Source organism: Pontibacter actiniarum (assembly GCF_003585765.1).
Classification (GTDB): domain Bacteria; phylum Bacteroidota; class Bacteroidia; order Cytophagales; family Hymenobacteraceae; genus Pontibacter; species Pontibacter actiniarum.
Genome location: NZ_CP021235.1, coordinates 230,195 through 250,448, shown reverse-complemented (window position 1 = coordinate 250,448; position 20,254 = coordinate 230,195). Strand labels below are relative to the sequence as shown.

Annotated in this window: 18 protein-coding genes and 1 tRNA gene; 4 read left to right on the top strand and 15 right to left on the bottom strand. The window is 55.4% G+C overall.

Going from position 1 to position 20,254, the window contains the following annotated elements; genetic code table 11:
* Nucleotides 1–61: 61 nt before the first annotated feature.
* The 7 genes from CA264_RS01130 to CA264_RS01100 all read right to left on the bottom strand — a co-directional run bounded on the left by CA264_RS01130 (nucleotide 62) and on the right by CA264_RS01100 (nucleotide 8,443).
* Entirely contained in the window at nucleotides 62–1,861 is a 1,800-nt protein-coding gene (locus tag CA264_RS01130) for a TrkH family potassium uptake protein (RefSeq protein WP_025603984.1), read from the bottom strand.
* Nucleotides 1,842–2,861 (bottom strand): bifunctional heptose 7-phosphate kinase/heptose 1-phosphate adenyltransferase, encoded by a 1,020-nt coding sequence (locus CA264_RS01125; protein ID WP_025603983.1) that lies wholly within the window; start codon nucleotides 2,859–2,861, stop codon nucleotides 1,842–1,844. Before CA264_RS01125 ends, CA264_RS01130 begins: the two co-directional genes overlap by 20 nt.
* On the bottom strand, nucleotides 2,861–4,075 hold the full coding sequence (locus CA264_RS01120; RefSeq protein ID WP_025603982.1) for a pyridoxal phosphate-dependent aminotransferase: 1,215 nt from the start codon (nucleotides 4,073–4,075) through the stop codon (nucleotides 2,861–2,863). The genes CA264_RS01125 and CA264_RS01120 overlap by 1 nt, the downstream gene beginning before the upstream one ends.
* A gap of 128 nt (nucleotides 4,076–4,203) precedes the next feature.
* On the bottom strand, nucleotides 4,204–5,208 hold the full coding sequence (locus tag CA264_RS01115) for a PorP/SprF family type IX secretion system membrane protein (RefSeq protein ID WP_025603981.1): 1,005 nt from the start codon (nucleotides 5,206–5,208) through the stop codon (nucleotides 4,204–4,206).
* 25 nt (nucleotides 5,209–5,233) lie between these two features.
* Nucleotides 5,234–7,183 carry a gliding motility-associated C-terminal domain-containing protein gene (locus CA264_RS01110; RefSeq protein WP_025603980.1) on the bottom strand — a complete coding sequence of 650 codons (1,950 nt, stop codon included), beginning with the start codon at nucleotides 7,181–7,183 and terminating at the stop codon, nucleotides 5,234–5,236.
* 345 nt (nucleotides 7,184–7,528) lie between these two features.
* Nucleotides 7,529–8,137 carry a recombination mediator RecR gene (gene recR / locus CA264_RS01105; RefSeq protein ID WP_025603979.1) on the bottom strand — a complete coding sequence of 203 codons (609 nt, stop codon included), beginning with the start codon at nucleotides 8,135–8,137 and terminating at the stop codon, nucleotides 7,529–7,531.
* Between the two features lie 18 nt (nucleotides 8,138–8,155).
* Nucleotides 8,156–8,443 carry an ATP-dependent Clp protease adaptor ClpS gene (locus CA264_RS01100; protein WP_036774959.1) on the bottom strand — a complete coding sequence of 96 codons (288 nt, stop codon included), beginning with the start codon at nucleotides 8,441–8,443 and terminating at the stop codon, nucleotides 8,156–8,158.
* 244 nt (nucleotides 8,444–8,687) lie between these two features.
* Between CA264_RS01100 and CA264_RS01095 the strand changes: the two genes are divergently transcribed.
* The 3 genes from CA264_RS01095 to CA264_RS01085 all read left to right on the top strand — a co-directional run bounded on the left by CA264_RS01095 (nucleotide 8,688) and on the right by CA264_RS01085 (nucleotide 12,111).
* Nucleotides 8,688–10,850: a S9 family peptidase gene (locus CA264_RS01095; protein WP_025603977.1), complete on the top strand. Its 2,163-nt coding sequence runs from the start codon at nucleotides 8,688–8,690 to the stop codon at nucleotides 10,848–10,850.
* A gap of 269 nt (nucleotides 10,851–11,119) precedes the next feature.
* Entirely contained in the window at nucleotides 11,120–11,563 is a 444-nt protein-coding gene (locus tag CA264_RS01090) for a nucleotidyltransferase domain-containing protein (protein ID WP_025603976.1), read from the top strand.
* A 2-nt stretch (nucleotides 11,564–11,565) separates the two neighbouring features.
* Nucleotides 11,566–12,111 (top strand): hypothetical protein, encoded by a 546-nt coding sequence (locus tag CA264_RS01085; protein ID WP_025603975.1) that lies wholly within the window; start codon nucleotides 11,566–11,568, stop codon nucleotides 12,109–12,111.
* Nucleotides 12,112–12,759: 648 nt separating this feature from the next.
* Here the strand turns inward: CA264_RS01085 and CA264_RS01080 are convergent.
* The 5 genes from CA264_RS01080 to CA264_RS01060 form a co-directional block, all read right to left on the bottom strand.
* Entirely contained in the window at nucleotides 12,760–13,521 is a 762-nt protein-coding gene (locus tag CA264_RS01080; protein ID WP_025603974.1) for a DUF6503 family protein, read from the bottom strand.
* Between the two features lie 120 nt (nucleotides 13,522–13,641).
* A complete protein-coding gene (locus tag CA264_RS01075; RefSeq protein ID WP_025603973.1) occupies nucleotides 13,642–14,307 on the bottom strand; it encodes a YceI family protein in 666 nt (221 codons plus the stop codon).
* A 95-nt stretch (nucleotides 14,308–14,402) separates the two neighbouring features.
* On the bottom strand, nucleotides 14,403–15,062 hold the full coding sequence (locus tag CA264_RS01070; RefSeq protein ID WP_025603972.1) for a YceI family protein: 660 nt from the start codon (nucleotides 15,060–15,062) through the stop codon (nucleotides 14,403–14,405).
* A 39-nt stretch (nucleotides 15,063–15,101) separates the two neighbouring features.
* The gene (locus tag CA264_RS01065) at nucleotides 15,102–15,551 is read right to left on the bottom strand and encodes a MarR family winged helix-turn-helix transcriptional regulator (RefSeq protein ID WP_025603971.1); all 450 of its coding nucleotides are present in this window, start codon (nucleotides 15,549–15,551) and stop codon (nucleotides 15,102–15,104) included.
* 153 nt (nucleotides 15,552–15,704) lie between these two features.
* Complete coding sequence (locus CA264_RS01060; RefSeq protein ID WP_025603970.1) at nucleotides 15,705–16,694, bottom strand: enolase C-terminal domain-like protein; 990 nt, start codon at nucleotides 16,692–16,694, stop codon at nucleotides 15,705–15,707.
* 314 nt (nucleotides 16,695–17,008) lie between these two features.
* Between CA264_RS01060 and CA264_RS01055 the strand changes: the two genes are divergently transcribed.
* Nucleotides 17,009–18,445 (top strand): dicarboxylate/amino acid:cation symporter, encoded by a 1,437-nt coding sequence (locus tag CA264_RS01055; protein ID WP_025603969.1) that lies wholly within the window; start codon nucleotides 17,009–17,011, stop codon nucleotides 18,443–18,445.
* Between the two features lie 145 nt (nucleotides 18,446–18,590).
* Here CA264_RS01055 and CA264_RS01050 read toward each other — a convergent pair.
* The 3 genes from CA264_RS01050 to CA264_RS01040 form a co-directional block, all read right to left on the bottom strand.
* A tRNA-Leu gene (locus CA264_RS01050) sits at nucleotides 18,591–18,672 on the bottom strand.
* A gap of 197 nt (nucleotides 18,673–18,869) precedes the next feature.
* Nucleotides 18,870–19,694, bottom strand: a complete 825-nt coding sequence (locus CA264_RS01045) for a carboxypeptidase-like regulatory domain-containing protein (protein WP_025603968.1) — start codon at nucleotides 19,692–19,694, stop codon at nucleotides 18,870–18,872.
* A gap of 25 nt (nucleotides 19,695–19,719) precedes the next feature.
* Entirely contained in the window at nucleotides 19,720–20,172 is a 453-nt protein-coding gene (locus tag CA264_RS01040) for a hypothetical protein (RefSeq protein ID WP_157593609.1), read from the bottom strand.
* Nucleotides 20,173–20,254 lie beyond the last annotated feature (82 nt).

The window sequence follows — 20,254 nt, the reverse complement described above, 5'->3', positions numbered from 1 at the left end:
AAAAGGCCTGCTATACTTCATAGCAGGCCTTTTCTGTTTGTAAGCCGGTACACAGGCCGCACTAGCCGACAGCCAGGTGCGTGGCCGGGTACTTGTAGGCCGTGGTAGAGGCACGGGTACTGAGTGCCAGCGCCAGCGTCAGCGTACCTACCCTACCCAGGTACATCGAAAGTATGATTACGCATTTGCCCACATCCGACAAACCCGCCGTTATACCTGTACTAAGGCCTACCGTGGCAAAAGCCGAAACCTGCTCGAAGGCCAGTTTCAGAATATCGAACTGTGCGTCGGAAATGGAAAGTATAAAGACGAACAGGATGTTGATGATAGCCGCAAACGTAAACACCGAGAAGGCCTTGTAGGCGACAGAGTGCGGTATAGTACGGTAGCCTATCTCCATGTTGCGCTTGTTGCGTATGGTGGTCGCCACCGCAAAAAGGATAACCGTGAACGTTGTTGTTTTGATACCGCCACCCGTTGAGCCCGGCGACGCCCCAATAAACATCAGGAAGATGAACATCAGCAGCGTAGGCACCGTCAGTGCCGAGATATCCACGGTGTTGAAGCCTGCCGTGCGTGTGGTAACCGACTGGAAGAAGGAGGTGATAAGCGCCTCCGAAAAGTTCATGTGCGACAGCGTGTTGAAGTACTCCAGCAAAAAGAAGCCGACAGTCCCCAGCGCCAGCAAGGAGGCCGTGGTGTACACGATCACCCGCGTCAGCATTTTCCAGTTCTTCCAGGGCATGCGCATGCGGGTGCGCATGGCCGCCGGCGAGAAAATATCGATGATCGTTGGTATACCCAGGCCGCCAAAGATGATCAGCATGGCCACCGTTAGGTGCAGCAAGTATGAAAAGCGCACCGGCTGCGTGTAGAGCCCTTCCGGGTAGAGCGAGAAACCGGCGTTACAGAAAGCCGAAATGGAGTGGAAGATCGAGAAAAATATCTTGCTGCCCAGGTTGGTAAACTGCACCTCAGGCCCCCACAGCATAAACAGCACCACAGCCCCCACCCCTTCTATGGTAAGGGTCAGGAGGATCAGCTGGCGCAGCAACCCTTTGGTAGAGAAAAGCGATTCGCTCTCCATGAGCTCCTGCATGGCAACGTGCTGCTTCACCCCGATCCCCTGCCGCATGAGCGAAGCAAAGAAAGTGGCAAACGTCAGGATGCCCAGGCCGCCAAACTGAATAAGCGTCAGCAGCACCACCTGCCCCGCAAAGGTAAAATAGGTGCCGGGGTCCACCACGGCCAGCCCTGTTACGCAGGAGGCGCTGGTGGCCATAAAGAGGGCATCCAGAAAGCGGATCCCGTCCGGCGAGTTGGTCATCTTGGGCAGCATAAACAGACCGCTGCCCAACAGAATCAGAAACACGAAACTAAGCAGAAAGGTGATGGAAGGGTCCAGGTGCATCGTTCTCAGGTGGATGCGCGTCTCCAGCAGCTCCACAATCAGGAACACTAGCATGTACATAGACACAATCACCCTGTAGAGCTCCACCGACAGCGGTATGCCAATCCCATCGAAGATGTTGTAGATAAGCGGGATGCCCAGCATGTACGTGAACACCTGGTTCACGAAAACAATGGACATCAGCACACCCTCGAACCAGGTGCGCCGGAGAAACTTCTCCCGCTCAAAACTGTACAGTATCCGCAGAAAATAAATAATAACGAATATCGCCAGGATACCATCAATGGCATAGTACAGCAGTTGCAGCCGGCCCTGGTCCGTTACAACGCCATGGGCATAAAGCAGCAGGCCAACGGCCACAATGGTTAAGACATACGTTGTGCGGCGCATTACTTTATACGCCGTCAACTTGCTGTCATACAATAATCTGTTAAGTGATTCTGTGTTCATGTGTTTCAAACAACCTTATGCGCTGCGCCTCCTCATACAGCTTTTGCTTATCCACGGGCACCACGCCCACGTGTTCGCAAACCAGGCCACCGCCCAGGTTACTGAGGCCAGCCATAAATGACAGGGAGGTTTTTAGCGCCATACAGAGCGCTGCGATACTAATTACGGTGTCTCCAGCGCCGGACACGTCGGAGATGGAGCGGCGGTGCGCCCCGATGTACGTTTTCTCGTCGCCATCGGCTATAAAAACACCTCTTTCCGATAACGTCACCAGCACCTGCTTTACCTGCAGCTGCTGCTGCAGTTCTTCTACGGCGGCTTCGAAGGCGGGTAGGTTTTCATCTGCAAAATCGACCTTCAGCCCTTCCTTCAGCTCCTTTAAGTTCGGCTTAAAGAGCGTACAGCCCACATAGCTCAGGAAATTTTTCTTTTTCGGGTCGATGACGCTTGGCACCCTGCGCTCATTGGCCAACTCCAGGAAACGCTGTATGTTCTGCTTCGAAAACACGCCTTTGTCGTAGTCCTCAAAAATGACCACGTCGGCCTGCTCCAGCAGTTGCAGATAGCGCTCCTCCAGGTGGCGCTCCTCGTAGTCGGTGAGGTTGTGCTCAATTTCAGAATCTACGCGCAGCAGCTGCTGGGCACCGGCAATAATGCGGTGCTTGATTGTGGTTACGCGCTCCGGGCTCTGTACAATCCCTTCTATCGGCAGCCCCTTCTCCTCCATTAGGCGCAGGTAGTCGGCCCCGTCCTGATCGTCGCCGATTACGGAGCAAAGCAGCGGCAGCGCCCCCATGGCCTGCACGTTGAGTGCCACGTTGGCGGCCCCGCCCAGGCGCTTCTCGCGCTTCACGACGTTTACAATCGGCACCGGGGCCTCAGGTGAGATGCGGGAGGTTTTGCCCCACAGGTAGGAGTCAATCATCACATCGCCCACCACCAGTACTTTCAGGCCGTTGAAAGCCTCAAAAATATCTTCTAAGCTATTGATCTGGTTCATTACTGCAGTTTTGCGAGGCTGTTTTTAATGCGGCGCAGTGCCTCTACCAGTTTTTCGTCGGATGTGGCAAACGAGAAGCGGATACACTGCGGTGCACCAAAGGCCTCTCCGCTCACCACGGCCACGTGGGCATCGGTAAGTATAAACATGCTCAGGTCACGGGCACTTTCGATGGTGTTGCCGTTGTACTGCTTGCCGAAGTAGTGGCTCACCTCCGGGAAAATATAGAAGGCGCCGTTTGGCAGGTAGGTTTTAAAGCCGGGGATCGTGTCCATGATGCTCAGCACCAGGTCGCGGCGGCGGCGGTAGGCCTCCGTCATTTCCAGGGCGCTGGCGTTCCCGCCTTGCAGCGCGGCTGTAGCGGCTTTCTGAGAGATGGAGCAGGTTCCGGACGTGATCTGGCTCTGCATCTTGTCGCAGGCAGCGGCAATTTCGCGGTTGGCGGCCAGGTAGCCTACGCGCCAGCCCGTCATGGCATAGCCTTTCGAAAAGCCGTTCACGGTAACTACGCGGTCGCGGATAAAGTCGATGGCGGCCATGCTGAAGTGCTTGCCCCCGAAGTTGATGTACTCATAAATCTCATCGGCGATGATGTACACCTGCGGATGCTTCTCCAGCACGCGCGCAATGGCCATCAGTTCTTCCTCGTCAAACACGGCTCCGGTCGGGTTGCACGGCGAAGAGTACATCACCACCTTTGTGTTGGAGGTGATCGCCTTCTCCAGTTGCTCGGCCGTTACCTTATAGTCGTTCTCCAGGCGCCCCATCACCGGCACCGGCACCCCCTCGGCCAATTTCACGATCTCCTCATAAGACACCCAGTACGGGGAGAAGATAACCACTTCATCGCCGGGGTTTACCAGGCACAGAATAGCGTTGGCTATACTTTGCTTGGCCCCTGTAGACACCACGATGTTCTCCGGCACGAAGTCCAGGTTGTTGTCGCGCTTGAACTTTTTAACGATTTCCTGGCGCAGCTCCGGGTAACCCGGCACCGGGGTATAAAAGGTAAAGCCCTCATCAATGGCCTGCTTGGCAGCGTCCTTAATGTACTGCGGCGTCTGGAAATCAGGCTCTCCGAAACTCAGGTTGATTACATCGTTGCCTTTGGCTGCCAGTTCGCGGGCTTTCTTGGCCATGGCAATGGTTTGCGACTCGGCCAGGGAGAGTATTCTATCTGAAAGGATGGCTTTCGCCTCTTCTGTTTCTTGCATAAGCTTAATGTTAAGCTTGCAATTTACTCATAATGCCACAGACTTTCCAGCAGCACGGCTGATTATCGGGCGCAGCCAAAATAAAAGCAGCAGATTAAGGAGGAAGACAGGAGAAAAAAGCCCGCTGCCTACCAGAGGTTACTAGGGCACAATACTTTCGCCTTGTTAAAGATGCGCATGCCCACCACCACCTCATGGTTACCGCTCCCCATGCCGTTAAAGGCGGGCACGCCGCGGTCATAGGCGTAGCCCAGGTCAAAGATGTGGTTTATCGTGACGCCGGCCAGCACAGCGTAGTTTCCGTTTTGGCGGTAAGTGCCGCCCACCCACAGACGGTTGTCATACACGGCCCGCAGGTTAAAGTCCAGGGAGCCGGGCAGTGGCTGCAGCCACATGGCCATAACAGACGGAATCAGGCTGACCTGCTCCGTGATGTCGAATTTGTAGGCGGCCGTCAGAAAGTAGTGCTCGTAGAGCAGGTTGCGATCCTCTACCGAGTTATCGAAGTTGGTGGAGTTGCCCATGAGCTGCGTCACCGAGGTGCCGATGTAGAAGTTGCTGCCGTAGAGCCACAGCCCCAACGACAGGTTTGGCTTTACCATGTTCCAGTCTGACTTTGCAGCGTCGGCAGGGTTGGCGAAGGTGAGTTCATCGGAGCGCAGGTGCTGCTGGATCAGGCCCATGCTCAGGCCGCCCGACAGCCGTACATCCCGGGAGAGCCCCAGGTGGTAGGCGTACGCCAGGCTGGCCTCCGTTCTGGAAAAAGCGCCAAAGCGGTCGCGCACCGCCAGAATACCCAGCCCATGGTGCGGCCTGAACTGCTGACTGACACGCCCCCCCTGGTTCCTTCCGCCAAAAGACGGCGTGGATCTGTTGCCGCGCTTGCGGCCTGCCCCCTTTGAGGTGTAGCCAAGGGGCGCATGGGCACTCAAGTAAAAAGTGGTCGGCTCTCCCTCCATCCCCGTCATCTGAGACCGGCTCCCGATTTTAACGTCGGCATACTCCTCTATGCCTGCAATGGCAGGGTTAAGCAGGTAATTGTTGATGGAGTACTGGCTGTACTGTGGCTTCTGCTGCCCCAGAGCCAGCAAAGGGAGGCAAAGCCAGGCAAGGCAAGGTATAAGTAGTTTCATAGGCGTGTCCGCTGCGTTCCATTCTTTAATTCACGATATTCACATAGCCGGTAAACTTCTTCTTGTTGGGGATGGAGATGACGTAGAAGTAGGTGCTGACCGGTAACGCAGCGCCTCTGTAGGTCCCGTCCCAATCGCCCCGGTAGTTGCTCCGCTCAAAAATCAGGTTTCCCCAACGGTTGTAGACCTCCACTTTTGCCTCCGGAAAGTACTCCAGGTTCTTTACTTCCCAGGTATCGTTCACGCCATCGCCGTTCGGCGAAAAGGCATTGGGAATAACCAATAGCTGCCGCACCGCCACCACCACGCTGGTCGTGTCTTCGCAGCCGGCATCGTTCGTTACCGTGAGGGTGTAGCGGGTGGTTTGTGCCGGGGTGGCAACAGGGCTGGCAGTAGCGGGATCGTCCAGGCCGGTGGCCGGGCTCCAGGTATACTTTACACCGCCGCTCCCGGACAGGCGCGTGCTTCCGCCCGACTCTATTTCCAGGTCCTGCACGCTGGCCACCGCCTGCGGCACAGGCAGCACACTGGCCTGCACAGGCACCCGCTCACTTTCGCACCCGTTCTTTACAAGCGACACATAGTAAGTGCGGGAGTTTTGCAGCACCGGGGTTGTAAAGCTGCTGCCGGTAACATCTGCCATTGCGGCGGCGGTAAGCCCCTCATACCAGCGGTAGTCACCCGCAGCACCACCCGTTGCCGACAGAGTAACCTCGCCCGTGCCACAGGTGCTGCCGTGCTGCACTTCGGGAGCAGGAGGGGCGGGCCGTACAGTTACCGTTACCTTGCTCGTCGCGTAAGCTGTGCCGCACTCGTTCTCTACCTTGAGGGAATACTCTCCGCTTTCAGAGGCTTCTATCGTGCTGACTCCTGTGGCAACCTCCTCTCCGTTGCGGAGCCACACATACTGTAAACCTTTGTAAGAGGCGGTGCTCAACTCTACGGCACCTCCCTCACAGAAGGTAAGCTCGCCGTGCACCACGATCTCCGGCGCGGTGGGTTTGGTTTTGATGTTCGCCTGCACAGGCACCCGCTCGCTCTCGCACTGCCCGTTGGTGATGGCCACATAATAGGTAGTGGAGGCCGTGAGTACAGGCGTTGTGAAACTCGGGCCGTCTGCCCCGGCAAGGGCGCTCCCTCCTGTTGCCGCTGTGTACCACCTGTACTTACCCGGGCTCGCACCGGTAGCGGTGAGCGTTAAGGCTGTCTTGGTACAGCCCGTTACATCCTGCACCTCTGGCTTCTCCGGCAGCGAGAGCAGTTCTACGCGCTGCGCGTTTTTACTGCTGTAGGCCCCGCACTCGTTCGTAAGCGTTGCGGTGTAGCTGCCGGCTTCTTTTGCTACCAGTTCATGGGTGGTGCCGTCTACCGGGTTTCCATCCCTGTACCAGGCATAGGTAACGTCCTTGTACTCCGGCACGGTCAGTTTCACGCTGCCCCCTTTACAGAAGGTCAGCGAGCCAGCGGCCTCTACTTCAAAGGCAGGCAACGGCTCGAGTACCTTAAACTCAACTTTGTTTGTGCTTCGCACCGCACCGCAGAAGTTGGAAAGCTCCACTGTGTAAACGCCAGCCTCCCGGGCCACATACTCATGCGAGTCGTCGTAGACCGGCACCCCGTCCTTTTTCCAGACATAGGCCGCCCCCTCCTGCTCCGGCACAGACATGCTAAGGCTCCCCTGCTGACACACGACCAGCGGCTCTGTGTATGCGATCTTTGGAGCCTTCAGCTTGCCGGCCACCGACACAACCACATCCTCGGCCTTTCCGACACAGCCGTTGCCGTCGGTTACTTCCACACCGTAAGTGCCCGGCTGCGTCACGGTGATAGCCCGGGTGGTGGCGCCGTTGCTCCATTTGTAGCTTTGGCCCGGGCTGGCAGTCAGCAGCACGCTTCCGCCTGCGCACAGTGTGGTTGGCCCGTTAGCGCTGATTGTGGGCTTTACAGGGGAAGCGCAGCTGGTGCGGGCTTGCACGCCCTGGCTATAAGCAGACGGGGCAGTATGTAAGGACAGGCTGATAACAGCTATGACAGCAAAGCACAGCCGTTGCCAACTAAGGTGGCTTTTTGCGCCCGGGGGTGAAGCTTGCATAGGCACACTTTTGGATTATTCTTTAAACACTTTACATGTTACTAATTTAGATTAAAATAGTTATGTATATACTGCTTATAAGTACAATTTTAACTAAAAATAAGAGCTGCTTCACCTACTGCACCAGCACAAAAACACCGCAGCAGGCCGGGGAGAAACCAGCCACGGGAAATAAAAAAGGGCTGCAGAAGATATCTGCAGCCCTTTTTTATACTTCTTTAAGTCCTGTTATACTTTCCCGTAGGCCGTGCGCTCCACGATACTCCTACCCAGTGTAATTTCATCGGTATACTCCAGCTCGCCTCCTACCGGCACGCCACGGGCGATGGTGGTAATGCGCAGGTCAAAGTCGCGGAGCTTTCGGGTAAGGTAAAAGCCGGTGGTATCGCCCTCCATGGTCGGGCTGATGGCTAGCAGAATCTCCCGTACCTCCGAGGCAGGAAGCCGCTCCAGCAGCGAGTCGATGTGCAGGTCGGAGGGGCCTATGCCCTCGATAGGCGATATTACGCCGCCCAGCACGTGGTAGAGCCCCTTGTACTGCGAGGTGTTCTCGATCGCTATCACATCCCGGATATCGCTCACTACGCAAAGCACGCTTTTGTCGCGCAGCGGGTTAGAGCAAATATCGCAGATCTCGGTGTCGGAGATGTTGTGGCACGTTTTGCAGTGCTTTACATCGGTTCGCATCTTCACCAGCGCCTCAGCCAGCGAAAAGGTCTCCTCAGTCTCTTCCTTTAGCAGGTGCAGGGCCAGCCGAAGCGCAGTTTTCCTACCAACGCCGGGTAGCTTCGCCAGCTCCTCCACGGCGTTCTCAATCAGTTTCGACGGAAAATTCATCAATCCTATAAACCTCCTCTATTCTATATCCGCTGAAAGGTCTTTGTCGTGCAGCGCTGTGCACATACCGACCAGCTCCTCGTAAGAACCGACTTTTACGGTACACTTGCCTTTGTAATGGATCAGCAGCGTACACTGCTCCGCCTGCTCTGCCGTATGCTTGCATACTTTAATCAGCGTCTCGATTACGTGGTCAAACGTGTTCACGTCGTCGTTATACACCACCAGGTTGCGCAGGTCGGTGCTTTCTTCGAGCAATTCAACGTCAACGTCTTCTTTATGAAAAATATCTGTATCCCAATTCATAGTACAAAATTACTAAATTATGCCCAGTTAAAGAAGCTAGCCTGTGACTATAACTCCTCTCCTTTCCGATTCAGGACTATAGTTTTCAACAAGATCGGGGCGGGTATAATTCCACGCAGCCCAGATTAACGCCTTATACTTTGCTGCACGCCCAGCAGCTGAAAAGGGCCCTGTTTTTGCTCCCTACGGATATAAAACCGTTCTTGCATTGCGATTGCATTCGTTTCATTTATACTTCAACCCTATGACAGTTTCATACTTTACCAAGCGGCTGGCGCTGCTCCTGCTCTTAGTTGCGGCCACGCTGCAGCTGCAGGCGCAGGACAAGCAGCTGACCATGGAAGACGCCATCATCAACCCCACCCTGTTGCCCGAGAACATGCAGCAGCTGCGCTGGGTAGCCGGAACAGATGACTTTACCTACATCAGGGAAAACAACGGCACCAAAGCCCTGGTACGCGGCAGCGCCACCTCCAAGAACCAGCGCGACATCCTGACGCTGCAGCAGCTGAGCGCGGCGGTGGAGGCAGTGGGCGCAGATAAGCTCAACAGCTTTCCGGTGCTGCACTGGCGCGACGCCAACACCTTCGTTATCAATGCGCAAAACAGCATTTTCCAGTATGACCTGAAATCAGGAAAGGCCACGGTGGTAACCACTTACGCCGAGACGGCCGACTATACGGAGCTGGACCCGACGATGCAGCGCGTGGCTTACACCAACGGCAACAACCTGTTTGTATCGGCTCCGGGCGCTCCGGACCAGGCCATTACCGACGATGCCAACGTGGCGGTGGTGTACGGGCAGGCGGCACACCGCTCTGAGTTCGGCATTACCAAGGGCACGTTCTGGTCGCCGGGCGGCAGTATGCTGGCGTTTTACAAGATGGACCAGCGCATGGTCACAGACTACCCGCTGGTGGACATCAACCCGCTCCCGGCAAAGCAGAACAACATTAAGTACCCGATGGCCGGCGGCAAGAGCCACGAGGTAACGGTAGGCGTGTACGACCTCCGCTCCCGGAAGACGGTTTACCTGAAAACGGGTGAGCCAGCCGACCAGTACCTGACAAACGTGACCTGGAGCCCCGACGAAAAGCACATTTACGTGGCCGTGCTCAACCGCGACCAAAACCACCTGAAGCTTAACAGCTACAGCGCCCTGACCGGTGCGTTTGAACGCACGCTGTTTGAGGAGCGCCAGGAGAAGTACGTGGAGCCGGAGCACGGCTTGTACTTTGTGCCCACCAAGCCGGACCAGTTCGTGTGGATCAGCGAGCGCACCGGTTTCGACCATTTATACTTGTACGACACCAGTGGTAAGGAAATCCGCCAGCTGACCAGCGGCGAGTGGATGGTGACGGACATACTGGGCTTTAGCCCTAAAGGAGACGAGCTATACTACACCTCCACCGCAGAGAGCCCGCTGGAGCGCCACATTTACGCCGTGAGCCTGCGCAACGGCAAGGTTCGCCGCATCTCTCAGGGCAGCGGCACACACCACGCCCAGCTCAGCCCGAACAGCAAGTACATTATCGACAACTACAGCAGCCAGGTAACGCCGCGCAAGATCTGGGTGCTGAACACGGAGGGCAAAGTGCTGCAAACGCTGCTTAACGCCAACAACCCGCTGGCAGAGTACCAGCTGGGCGAAACCGTTATCTTCCCGATCAAGGCGGAGGACGGCACGGACCTCTACACCCGCATGATCACCCCACCGAACATGGACAAGAGCAAGAAGTACCCGGTGGTGGTGTATGTGTACGGAGGCCCGCATGTGCAGCTGGTAACCAACAGCTGGCTTGGCGGCGCCAACCTTTGGATGCACCTGATGGCCCAGAAAGGCTATATCGTGTTCACACTAGACTCCCGTGGCTCCGGCGACCGTGGCCTTGCCTTTGAGCAGGCAACTTTCCGCCAGCTGGGCACCGTGGAGATGGCCGACCAGCTGCGCGGGGTAGGCTACCTGAAGTCGCTGCCTTACGTGGATGCCGACCGCATAGGCGTGCACGGCTGGAGCTTTGGCGGCTTTATGACGACCTCCCTGCTCACGCGCCACCCCGGCGTGTTTAAGGTAGGCGTGGCCGGCGGCCCTGTTATCGACTGGAAGTATTACGAGGTGATGTACACGGAGCGCTACATGGATGCGCCGGAGCAGAACCCCAAAGGCTACGAAGAGGCCAGCCTTTTGAACCATGTACAGGACCTGGAGGGCAAACTGCTGATGATCCACGGCACTGTGGACGACGTGGTGGTGTGGCAGCACAGCCTCCAGTTTATTAAGAAGGCCGTAGACGAAGGCGTACAGCTGGATTACTTTGTTTACCCCGGCCACCCGCACAACGTTCGCGGCAAGGACAGGGTGCACCTGATGCGCAAGGTGACCCGGTACTTTGACGAGAACCTATAAATTTTGTACTTTTGTGCCAGGCCGTTGCTTCGGTAGCGGCCTGGCATACTTATTAGCTGATTTTTCGTAAGCTGTATTTTACCATCAAACAGGTTTATACTTTGAGCAGAAAAGCCAGCACCCCTCTGCCCCGCCCGGCAAGCAGAGCGGTTAGCAAAAAAAAATTGTCGGACAGCAACGATGACTTAACTTATTGGCTCTCCCAACCTGCAGAAGCGCGCCTGGCGGCCGTGGAGCAGCTCAGAGCCCAATACAGTCTTTTAGTACAAATGGAGCTGACACACAATTTTCAAGAGTACATTGAACAGTTAAATGCATCCGGTGTGGAGTACATCATTGCAGGCGGCTTCGCCGTGGCCCTGTACGGCTACCCGCGCTACACCGGCGACATCGACATCTGGATAAACCCTACCGTTGAAAACGCCGCAAAAGTACTGCAGGTACTGCATAAGTTTGGCTATACCGAGCAGGAGGTAAACCTGGAGGACCTGACCACGGCCAACATTGTGGTGCAGCTGGGCTACCCGCCAAACCGCATCGACCTGTCCACCGGCCTGGACGGCTTAAGCTTTAACAGCTGCTGGGAAAACAAAGTCAGTATGCCCTTTGGCAACACCATCGCCAACTTCATCAGCCTGCCCGACCTAAAGAAAAACAAGCAGGCCACTGCCCGCCAGCAAGACCTTCTGGACCTGCAACATCTGCCCCTGTAAGTATGCCTACCATCTCACCGGCTTTTCGCCAGGCGGTTAAAAAACTGAGCGACAAGGAAAAAGAAGCCATCATTCTGAAAGCCGCCCGCCGCGATGCCGAGCTGTACGACATACTTCGGTACGAACTACAGGAGGAGGTAACACTGGAGGAGGTGTACAACGAGGCCGCCGACAAAATTCACGAGCTGCTCATCAATGCCAGTGGCCGCAGCCTGAGCAAAGCCCTTACCAAGGCCCTGCGCAAGGCCATGAAGGAAATCGCCCGCTTCAAGCGCGTCACGAAGGAGCCCAAGGCCGAAATAGACCTGCACCTGCACACGCTGCGCCTGATCTTCAGCAACTTCACCGATCAGCTCGACAGCTACTACAAAGGTTTCTACACGGCTACTGCCCGCCTGCTGCTGCGCACCATCCAGCTTATCCGCAAGCACCTGCACGAGGATTACTACCTGGAGTACAAGCCTGAGCTGGACGACTTTCTACAGGAAATACACAGCCGCCCCAAGCACCTCACGGTTGCGCTGCCCAAGGAGTTTGAGGTAGAGTAGCTCGTAAGTATTGTGTAGCTTATTCTTTGGATTTCTGTAGGTGTGACTGAGGTCAAGAGTGATTGTGATTGTGCCACTCTCCTACCTGGCCTCTCTGGCGCAAGCGTCCGCTTGTGCCGTTGGCTGCCCCCGCTTCCTACAACTTTCCTGGCTCCTGCTGGCGCGAGTTTGTAACTCGTGTCTAACTATAATGTTGAGTCTGTGACTCAACTGGCTTGCAAAGCCATAATTTCAGTAGAGGTTCGAAAAAAACTTACTGGCGCAAGCGTCCGCTTGTGCCGTTGGCTGCCTTGGTCATACTTCCATTGCCACTGCTTTCTGCATCTTCAGCCAAGCTATACTTTCCAGCCACTGCTGTTCCTTCAGCTCTCAAACATAAACTGTTTCACCTTCGGCTTTGGAGCGCTTACGGCTGGGGTAGGGGCCCTCGATAAGGGCATCGCGCGGGGAGCTTTTCTTTGCTCGCTGTCGCTTTGCAACCCCGCTCACGCGGGACCGAAAAACTCCAAAGGCACTCCACCCAAGGACTGGGATTAAGTTTCCAGTAGCTACTGCTTTTGCTGTAGAACCTGTTGTTGTTTCTGCCTCCCCTCCATAAAGCACGAGAGGCAGAAGAGGCAAGAGAACTTAGACGAAGTACAGATACGCTTAAAGCGTCCCTACCTGTACCTCCTCCAGGTTAACCTCTGACACCTTCTCTAACTTACCTGCCTCAAAGGCACGGTCGTAGTTCTGGATCGGGAAGTCTTTGTCTTCAATTTTGTAGTTGTTGTAGTCCTGTATGCGCACGCCGCCTATGTCGCGCGGGTTGGTGGCTTCACGGAACCTTGAGCCGCCGCCATTCTCTTTAAAATTGTAGGCCAGGTAGTCCAGGGTGTGGCGCTGCTGGTGAAACCAGTAGATGTACGTATCCTCGTAATCATCGCCCCCGCCCTCTTTTGCGAAGGTCACTTTTACCTTGTGGTACGGCTCGCCCTTCACCGTGGCCTCACCCAGGTACGCTTTCTGCACAGCGGCATCGTTCAGGAAATATGGGAGCAAGGCAAAGTATACCACGGAGTTTACGGAGTTGCTAAAGGCCTGCTTCTGCTCCTCGGGCAGCTCTACCTCCTCCTCATTTATACTTCGCTTAAAGCCGCTGTTGCTGAGCACATCGTGTACGCGCTGCCCGGTGGAGTCGGTAAAGGTGCGGCTGTATACAAAGGCGCCGTTGTCGCGGAGGGCGCGGTACTGCTTGTCGCGGAGCCTGAACGAGACAACGCTTTGCTCCAGGCTATCGCTGCCGTGGGCCAGCAGGGCGGCCTCCACAATGGCCTGGGCATCGGGCTTTTCGGTTTCGGAGCAGGCGGCAAAGCAAAACAGCAGGCCAAGCAGCAGCCAGCCATAGGCAAGGTTAAAAGTCGGGCGCATCGTAAGGGTGTAAAGTGTACTTTAGATCAAAGGTAGAAAAAACGGCGGGCAAGCATCAACAAAAAAACCGCCCTGACCTGTAACAGCCAGCGCGGTTTCTTAGTGTATACGAGGTATACTTTATTTCTTCGCCGTTACATCGAAAGAGACGGTGAACTCATCCGAGATGGCTTTGTCGCCCAGGTTTCCGAAGAAGGTCTCGGAGCCGTAGCGCACATCAAACTTAGAGCGGTCCACCGTTACATCGGCTTTCGCGCTTACCGTTCCGTTGTCAACGTTTACAACAGCCGGGAAGCTCACCTGCTCTGTTTTGTCTTTGATCGTCAGGTTGCCCTGCACATTATAGTTAGGCTCACCGGCCGCAGCGTTGGCGATCGGCGTAGCGCCAGTTATTTCGAATTTGGCCGTCGGGTACTTCTCCACCCCAAAGAAGTCGTCGGACTTCAGGTGGCCTACCAGCTTGGCGTTGTCCTCTTCGGCCGTAATGTCGCTGTTGGAGATCGTATTCATATCGATAACGATGGTACCGCCAGTCAGCTGTTCTCCGGCCACAGTCAGTTCACCGCTTTCTACTTCAATCGCGCCTCTGTGCTCGCCGGTTACTTTCGTGCCGTGCCAGTTCACGTTGCTCTGCTCCTGCACGATCTGGTAGGTCTCCCCTTCGCCGGTGGCAGTTGTTTCAGTGGTTACCGTTGTTGCCTCTTCGGCCGTTGTCTCGGTTTCGCCGCCGCAGGCAGTAAAAAACAGTGCTGCTGCAAGGCTGGCGTAAATTGCGGTTCTTTTCATGCTCGTTAAGTATAAGGTTAGAAATTGGTTTTACTGAAATACAAACCGCTCCGGGTTTTGGGGCGGAGCGGTTTGGTGTTAGCCCTTGGTGTGGATTATTGTTTTGCGGTCACGTCCAGCGTCACCACGAAATCGTCGTAGATCGCCTTGTCGCCCAGCCCGTCGAAGAAGCTCTTGGAGCCGTAGCGCACGTCAAACTTAGAGCGGTCTATGGTTACGTCGGCCTTGGCAGAGGCAACACCGTTCTTCACAGACACAGTAGCCGGGAAGGTAACGGGGTTTGTGATGCCTTTGATGGTCAGGTCGCCGGTTACAGTCGCGTTTGGCTTGCCGGCCGCCGCGTTTTCGATTGGCTTCACGCTGTTGATTTTAAAAGTCGCGGTTGGGTGCTTCTCCACGCTGAAGAAGTCGTCAGACTTCAGGTGGCCGATCAGCTTGCCGTTGTACTCAGCATCTTTGATATCGGAGCACGTGATCGCGTTCATGTCAATGGCAAAGGTGCCACCTACGATCTTGTTGCCGTTCACAAGCATTTCGCCGCTTTTCAGCGCGATGTTTCCCATGTGCTCACCGGTCACTTTTTTGGCGTGCCACTTCAGGTCGCTTTTGGCAACATCTACTTTATAAGCACGAGCCTTGGCAGGAGCGGCCACCTCTGTAGCAGCAGCTGTGCCAGCTACGTTGTTTGTGTTGCCGGCATAGGCTGTAAACATCAGCGCGCCAGCAAGAGAGGCAAGAATTACGTACTTTTTCATCGGTTTTAGCTTAATTGCTGTTCTTGTTATAGTTGTTTGTTAATCTCTGATTTTATCCAGCAGGGCGTTCAGCTGTGCCGCCTCGTCCTCTGTCAGGTTGGTGATACCGGTACCTTTGTCGCCCTCCAGCCCGTCCATCTGCTCCAGCAGGCTAAGCCCCTTCGCTGTTATGAGCACGTCCACGGTGCGGCGGTCTGCCGGGCACTGCTTGCGCGTCACCAGCTCCTTGGCCTCCAGCTTATCCACAATGCGGGAGGCATTGGAGGTTTTATCCAGCATGCGCTCAATCAAGAGGCTGACGGTTGCCGGCTTTGGGTGCTGCCCGCGCAAAATACGCAGCACGTTGTACTGCGGGAGCGTTACGCCAAAAGGTTTGAACAGCGCCGTCTGTGCCTGCTGCAGATAGCCGGAAGTATACAGCACGTTGATGTAGGCCTTCTGGTACTCGCTCTTAAATGCGCTTTGCTTAATTTCGTCTTCTATCTTCATGTCCAAGCATTTCCCCCAAATGGTGATACAAATATATGTACATACATTTAATGTACAAACACAACAACAGATAATTTGGAAAAATGTTTCCTTATTCCCTAAAAAACAATGGCTAAGTCCTGGATTTGTAGCCAGAGGGGCCTTAAGGTTCGGCTATTTCAGGTAGAGCACCCCCTCCTGCTCCCGCACCAGCGCAAAGGGCTCCTCGGCCAGGTGCAGAAAACCGCCCAGGTCTACAAAATCAAACGCACTGCTGAGCTGCATGGAGCACCAGGCCCCCAGCGAGGTCTCTGCCGTGCAGCCGATCACGGCCTTTAACCCGTGCTTTCTGGCCTCCTTCAGTAGCCTTACTCCGTTTAGATAGCCGCCGGCCCTCATTAGTTTAATGTTCACGCCATGAAATTGGGAGCGCATCAGCTCAAAGTCAGCGGTATCCGTCACCGATTCATCGGCGACCAGCGCAATGGGGCTTTCGCCTTTCATGTGCGCATAGGCCGCCACCTTAGAGGCAGGCAACGGCTGCTCCATAAACAGGACCCGCTCCCTGTCGAGCGTATGCAGGAAGCCAAGCAGCTCCCCGGGGTCCTGCCAGCTCTCGTTCCCATCCAGCACCAGCGGCTGGCTAGTTACCCGCAGCACCTCCTTTACCAGGTCCGGCCCCTGCTCCGGGTTCGCCTTTACCTTGAGGTAGTGAAAGCGGTCCAGGTCCTGCCTTGTTATCAGCTCCTGCACCTCTCCCGGCTCCGTGACAGGCACGGAAAAGCATGTGGCCTGCGGCTGCGGCACGGGCTGGCCCAGCAGCTGATGCACCGGTATGCCTTTGTGCTGGCAAAAGTAATGCAGGTAAGCGGCCTCCACGGCAAAGCGCAGCGAGTTTACCGGCGGGTGCTGCACCAGCAGCTGCAGCAACTCCTCCATGCTCTGCACCTGCGGCAGGCCTGCCACCAACAGCACTTTGTACTGCTGCAGCAGCAGTTCAGGCGTTTCGCCGGTGCGCAGGCTGGGGGCCGCCTCGCCAAAGCCACTGTAGGTACCGTCCGATACCTGCACCAGGAAGTTCAGCTTTTCGGTGCTGGCGCCGTGGGCCGTGACAAAGGTGTGCTTCAGCGTGAGGTGCAGGGCCTCTATGTGCCATGTTAACATATAGCTTCTGGAAGTTAAAAGTGTGAGACAGGCCTTAAATTGCATTTTTTATCTCAAATAAGCCACTTTTCGCGCCTTTCATCCCCCCGAAAGTATAAACTTACACCCCTGCTCCCGCCAAGCCTGCGAAATTTACACCGTATTCGTATCCCGCCTATTTGCCGGTGTGCTTTCTTCAACTATATTTGCTAACCTATTGTAGGTCTGCCCTGTCGGTAACTACCTTAAAATGAGGCTAAACAGCAGCATTCGCTACAAAGGCTTTTTTAGCTGCAGCCGCCATCCCCGGCGCTGCTTTGTTTTTATCTCTTTATATGAAAAAGTCTTTATTACCGTTGGCCACGCTGCTGTGCGTTACAGTTGCGGCCATACTTACTGTGCTGCAGCAGTACAGTCTTATTTCTCTACCGACAGAGGCTCTGATGGCGGTTCGCTGGGCAGGCATTGGCGTGCTCCTGCTCTACGGCCTGCAGAAGCGCTCCCTCACGTCCTGGATCCTGATCAGCATGGTGGTGGGAGCCGAGATCGGCTACGACTTCCCGGAGTTCGCCGTGAACCTGAACGTGCTCAGCAAGGTCTTCCTCAAGCTCATTAAAACCATTATCGCCCCGCTCATTTTCGCCACGCTGGTGGTGGGCATTGCCGGCCACTCTAACCTGAAGCAGGTGGGCAGCATGGGTTGGAAAGCCATTGTGTACTTTGAGATTGTCACCACGCTGGCCCTCTTTATAGGCCTCGCTGCCATCAACCTCAGCAGAGCGGGCGAGGGAATAGACGCAGGCTTGGCCGCAAGCCACGAGGAGCTTGCGCCCGTAGCGGCACAGAGCACCTCCGAAATCATCCTGCACGTTTTCCCTGAGAACATTGCGAAGTCCGTGGTGGAGGGGCAGGTACTGCAGATCGTGGTTTTCAGCGTGCTGTTTGCCATCGGCCTGGCCATGGTTAACGAGAAAAAGCGCAAGCCGATGCTGGACTTCTGCGAAAGCCTTTCCGAAACCATGTTCAAGTTCACCAACGTGATCATGTACTTTGCCCCTGTGGGTGTGGGCGCAGCCATCGCATATACGGTAGGGCACATGGGCTTCGGCATCCTGCTGAACCTGTTCCAGTTGCTGGCGACCCTGTACGTGGCGCTGCTTGCCTTCGCTTTGCTGGTACTGCTGCCGGTGGCGCTGATCGCGCGCGTTCCTGTAAGGCGCTTCCTGAAGGCCATCTCCGGCCCCGTTTCAATCGCCTTTGCCACCACCAGCTCGGAGGCGGCCCTGCCGCGCGCCATGGAGGAAATGGAAAAGCTGGGCGTACCGCGCAAAATTGTGGCCTTCGTTATGCCTACCGGCTACAGCTTTAACCTGGACGGCACCACGCTGTACTTGGCACTGGCCTCAGTTTTTGTGGCCCAGGCGGCTGGCATAAACATGACCTGGGAGCAGCAACTGGTTATGGTGTTCACACTCATGCTGACATCCAAGGGTGTGGCCGGGGTGCCGCGCGCCTCCCTGGTGATACTCCTGGGTACGGTTGCCTCTTTCAACCTGCCGGTATGGCCGGTATTTGCCATACTTGGTATTGATGAGTTGATGGACATGGCCCGTACCTCGGTTAACGTAACCGGAAACTGCCTCGCCACTGCCGTGGTAGCCCGCTGGGAAGGCGAGTTCAACCCGCAGCCCGAATCAGGCCTGGTCGAAACCACCATCCCCGAACTGCAGCAAAACCAGCAGGAAACCGACAGAACACCAGAACTGGTATAGCAAGTATAAACCCCACAAAAAAAGCCAGCGCCTTCCTGCTCACAGGAAGGCGCTGGCTTTTTTTGTGGGCATACAAACACCCGCCACAGCAGAATGGCGGTGCCGTAAAACAAAAAAGGCTGATCCTGAGATCAGCCTTTTTCTGTGCGCAAGAAAGGACTCGAACCTTCACACCTTGCGGAACTGCCGCCTGAAGACAGCGCGTCTACCAATTTCGCCACTTGCGCATTACTTGCCCAACTACTTGTGGTTGGTTGGGATTGCAAAAATAGCAGGTTGTTTCATATTTACAATACTTCCGGACCAGGAATTTTTATTTTTATTTTAACAGCACCGTATTTCCCGGCAGGCACTCCCGCTACCTGGTATGCCCAAGAGGATCTGCGGCACCCTATCGGCGACCAGCAAGCCCGTGCTGCACCTGCTATTGCTGCACGGTGACGTACCCACTCAGGCTCACGCCGCTAAATTTCTCCCAGGCACCCAAGCTTGATTTACGGGAGTAGCTTGTTCCGCCGAGCGTGCCTCCCAGTGTAACAGCAAATTTATCTGTGTTAGCAGCAGGCAGGTACTCTATCCCTAAAAAGAAGTTATCATCGGTATAAACACTAAAGGACTCCAGGTTTATACTTACCCATCCCTCTTTCGCAGACAACCGCTGCACAATGCTTTTCTCCACCAGACGCTCACCGGGAAAGCCACCCCGGTCTTTGTACAGGTTAATGCGGAACAGGGCTGAGTCAAGCTTGCTGCTTGTGAGGTAAAAGTGGGCAGACAGCAGCTCTGTCTCCCGGCCCTTCACGTTAATGAAGTTAGCAAACTCATAGATGTCGTGCCCCTCCTTTTGCTCGGGCTGCCCCCACACAACAGATAGGCGGCCGGTCACGCCAAGCCTTCTGACTCTGAGCTTACGGCTCCTGACCACCACCTCCTGCAGTTGCATTTCCTTCTCCTGTAGCTTTATCACCAATGGCTGCATGCTTCTTAGCTCCGCAACCGGCACCGATAGCTCCTCATAGCCAACAGCCGAAAAGGTCAGCGTCTCCTGCTGGTGCTCCCGGGGCAGGTCCAGCGCAAACCTCCCCTGCTCGTCCGAAGCCGTCCCGATGTTTTTTTCCAGAATCCCGATGTTAACATAAGGCAGGCCTGAGCCACTTTCCTTTGCCAGCACCTGGCCTGCCAGCCTTATCGGCTGCGCCTGACAGCACAAACTCAGCAACAGGAAAAACAGGGGGAGTGAATACTTCATTTTCGACGGGTTTAGATGGAAGAAACTAGTTTACGGGTTCGATCAGCAGCTTTACAGAGCCTGACCCTTCTTCTTCCTCTGTGCCTGGGTGCGGCATCACTTCCAGCAGGGTCAGGTCATAGGTTTGGTTGCTTATGGTGGCACGCACAGTATGCTTCGTACGCACTGGCTCCGGGCGGCAGTCGCCGAGGCAAAAAGCCAGCTGCTGGCTTGCTTCGCCTCTACCGGACACGGTCAGTGTAACAGCGGCATTGCCTAGCCACACACAAACCACCTCTTTGGGGCAACGTGAGTCGTTCAGCTTCTCGACCTGGAGCACAAGGGGCGCAGCGTCTCCTTTTACCTCCAGCTGTTCGCCCTGCTCAAGTACAAAGGCCTTTCCGAACACAGCCTCTTTCGGCCGCACCTCTGACAGCACTTCTTGCTGGCAATGGGCAAGCAACAGCATAGACACTAGAATGAGCGCGTAATTTATCATAGTTTCTGATAGCGTAGGGTTGGTCTCTTATATATAGAGTAGAGCCTGAAACTACTGCCTATGGTTGCATCCTCCCGAAAGC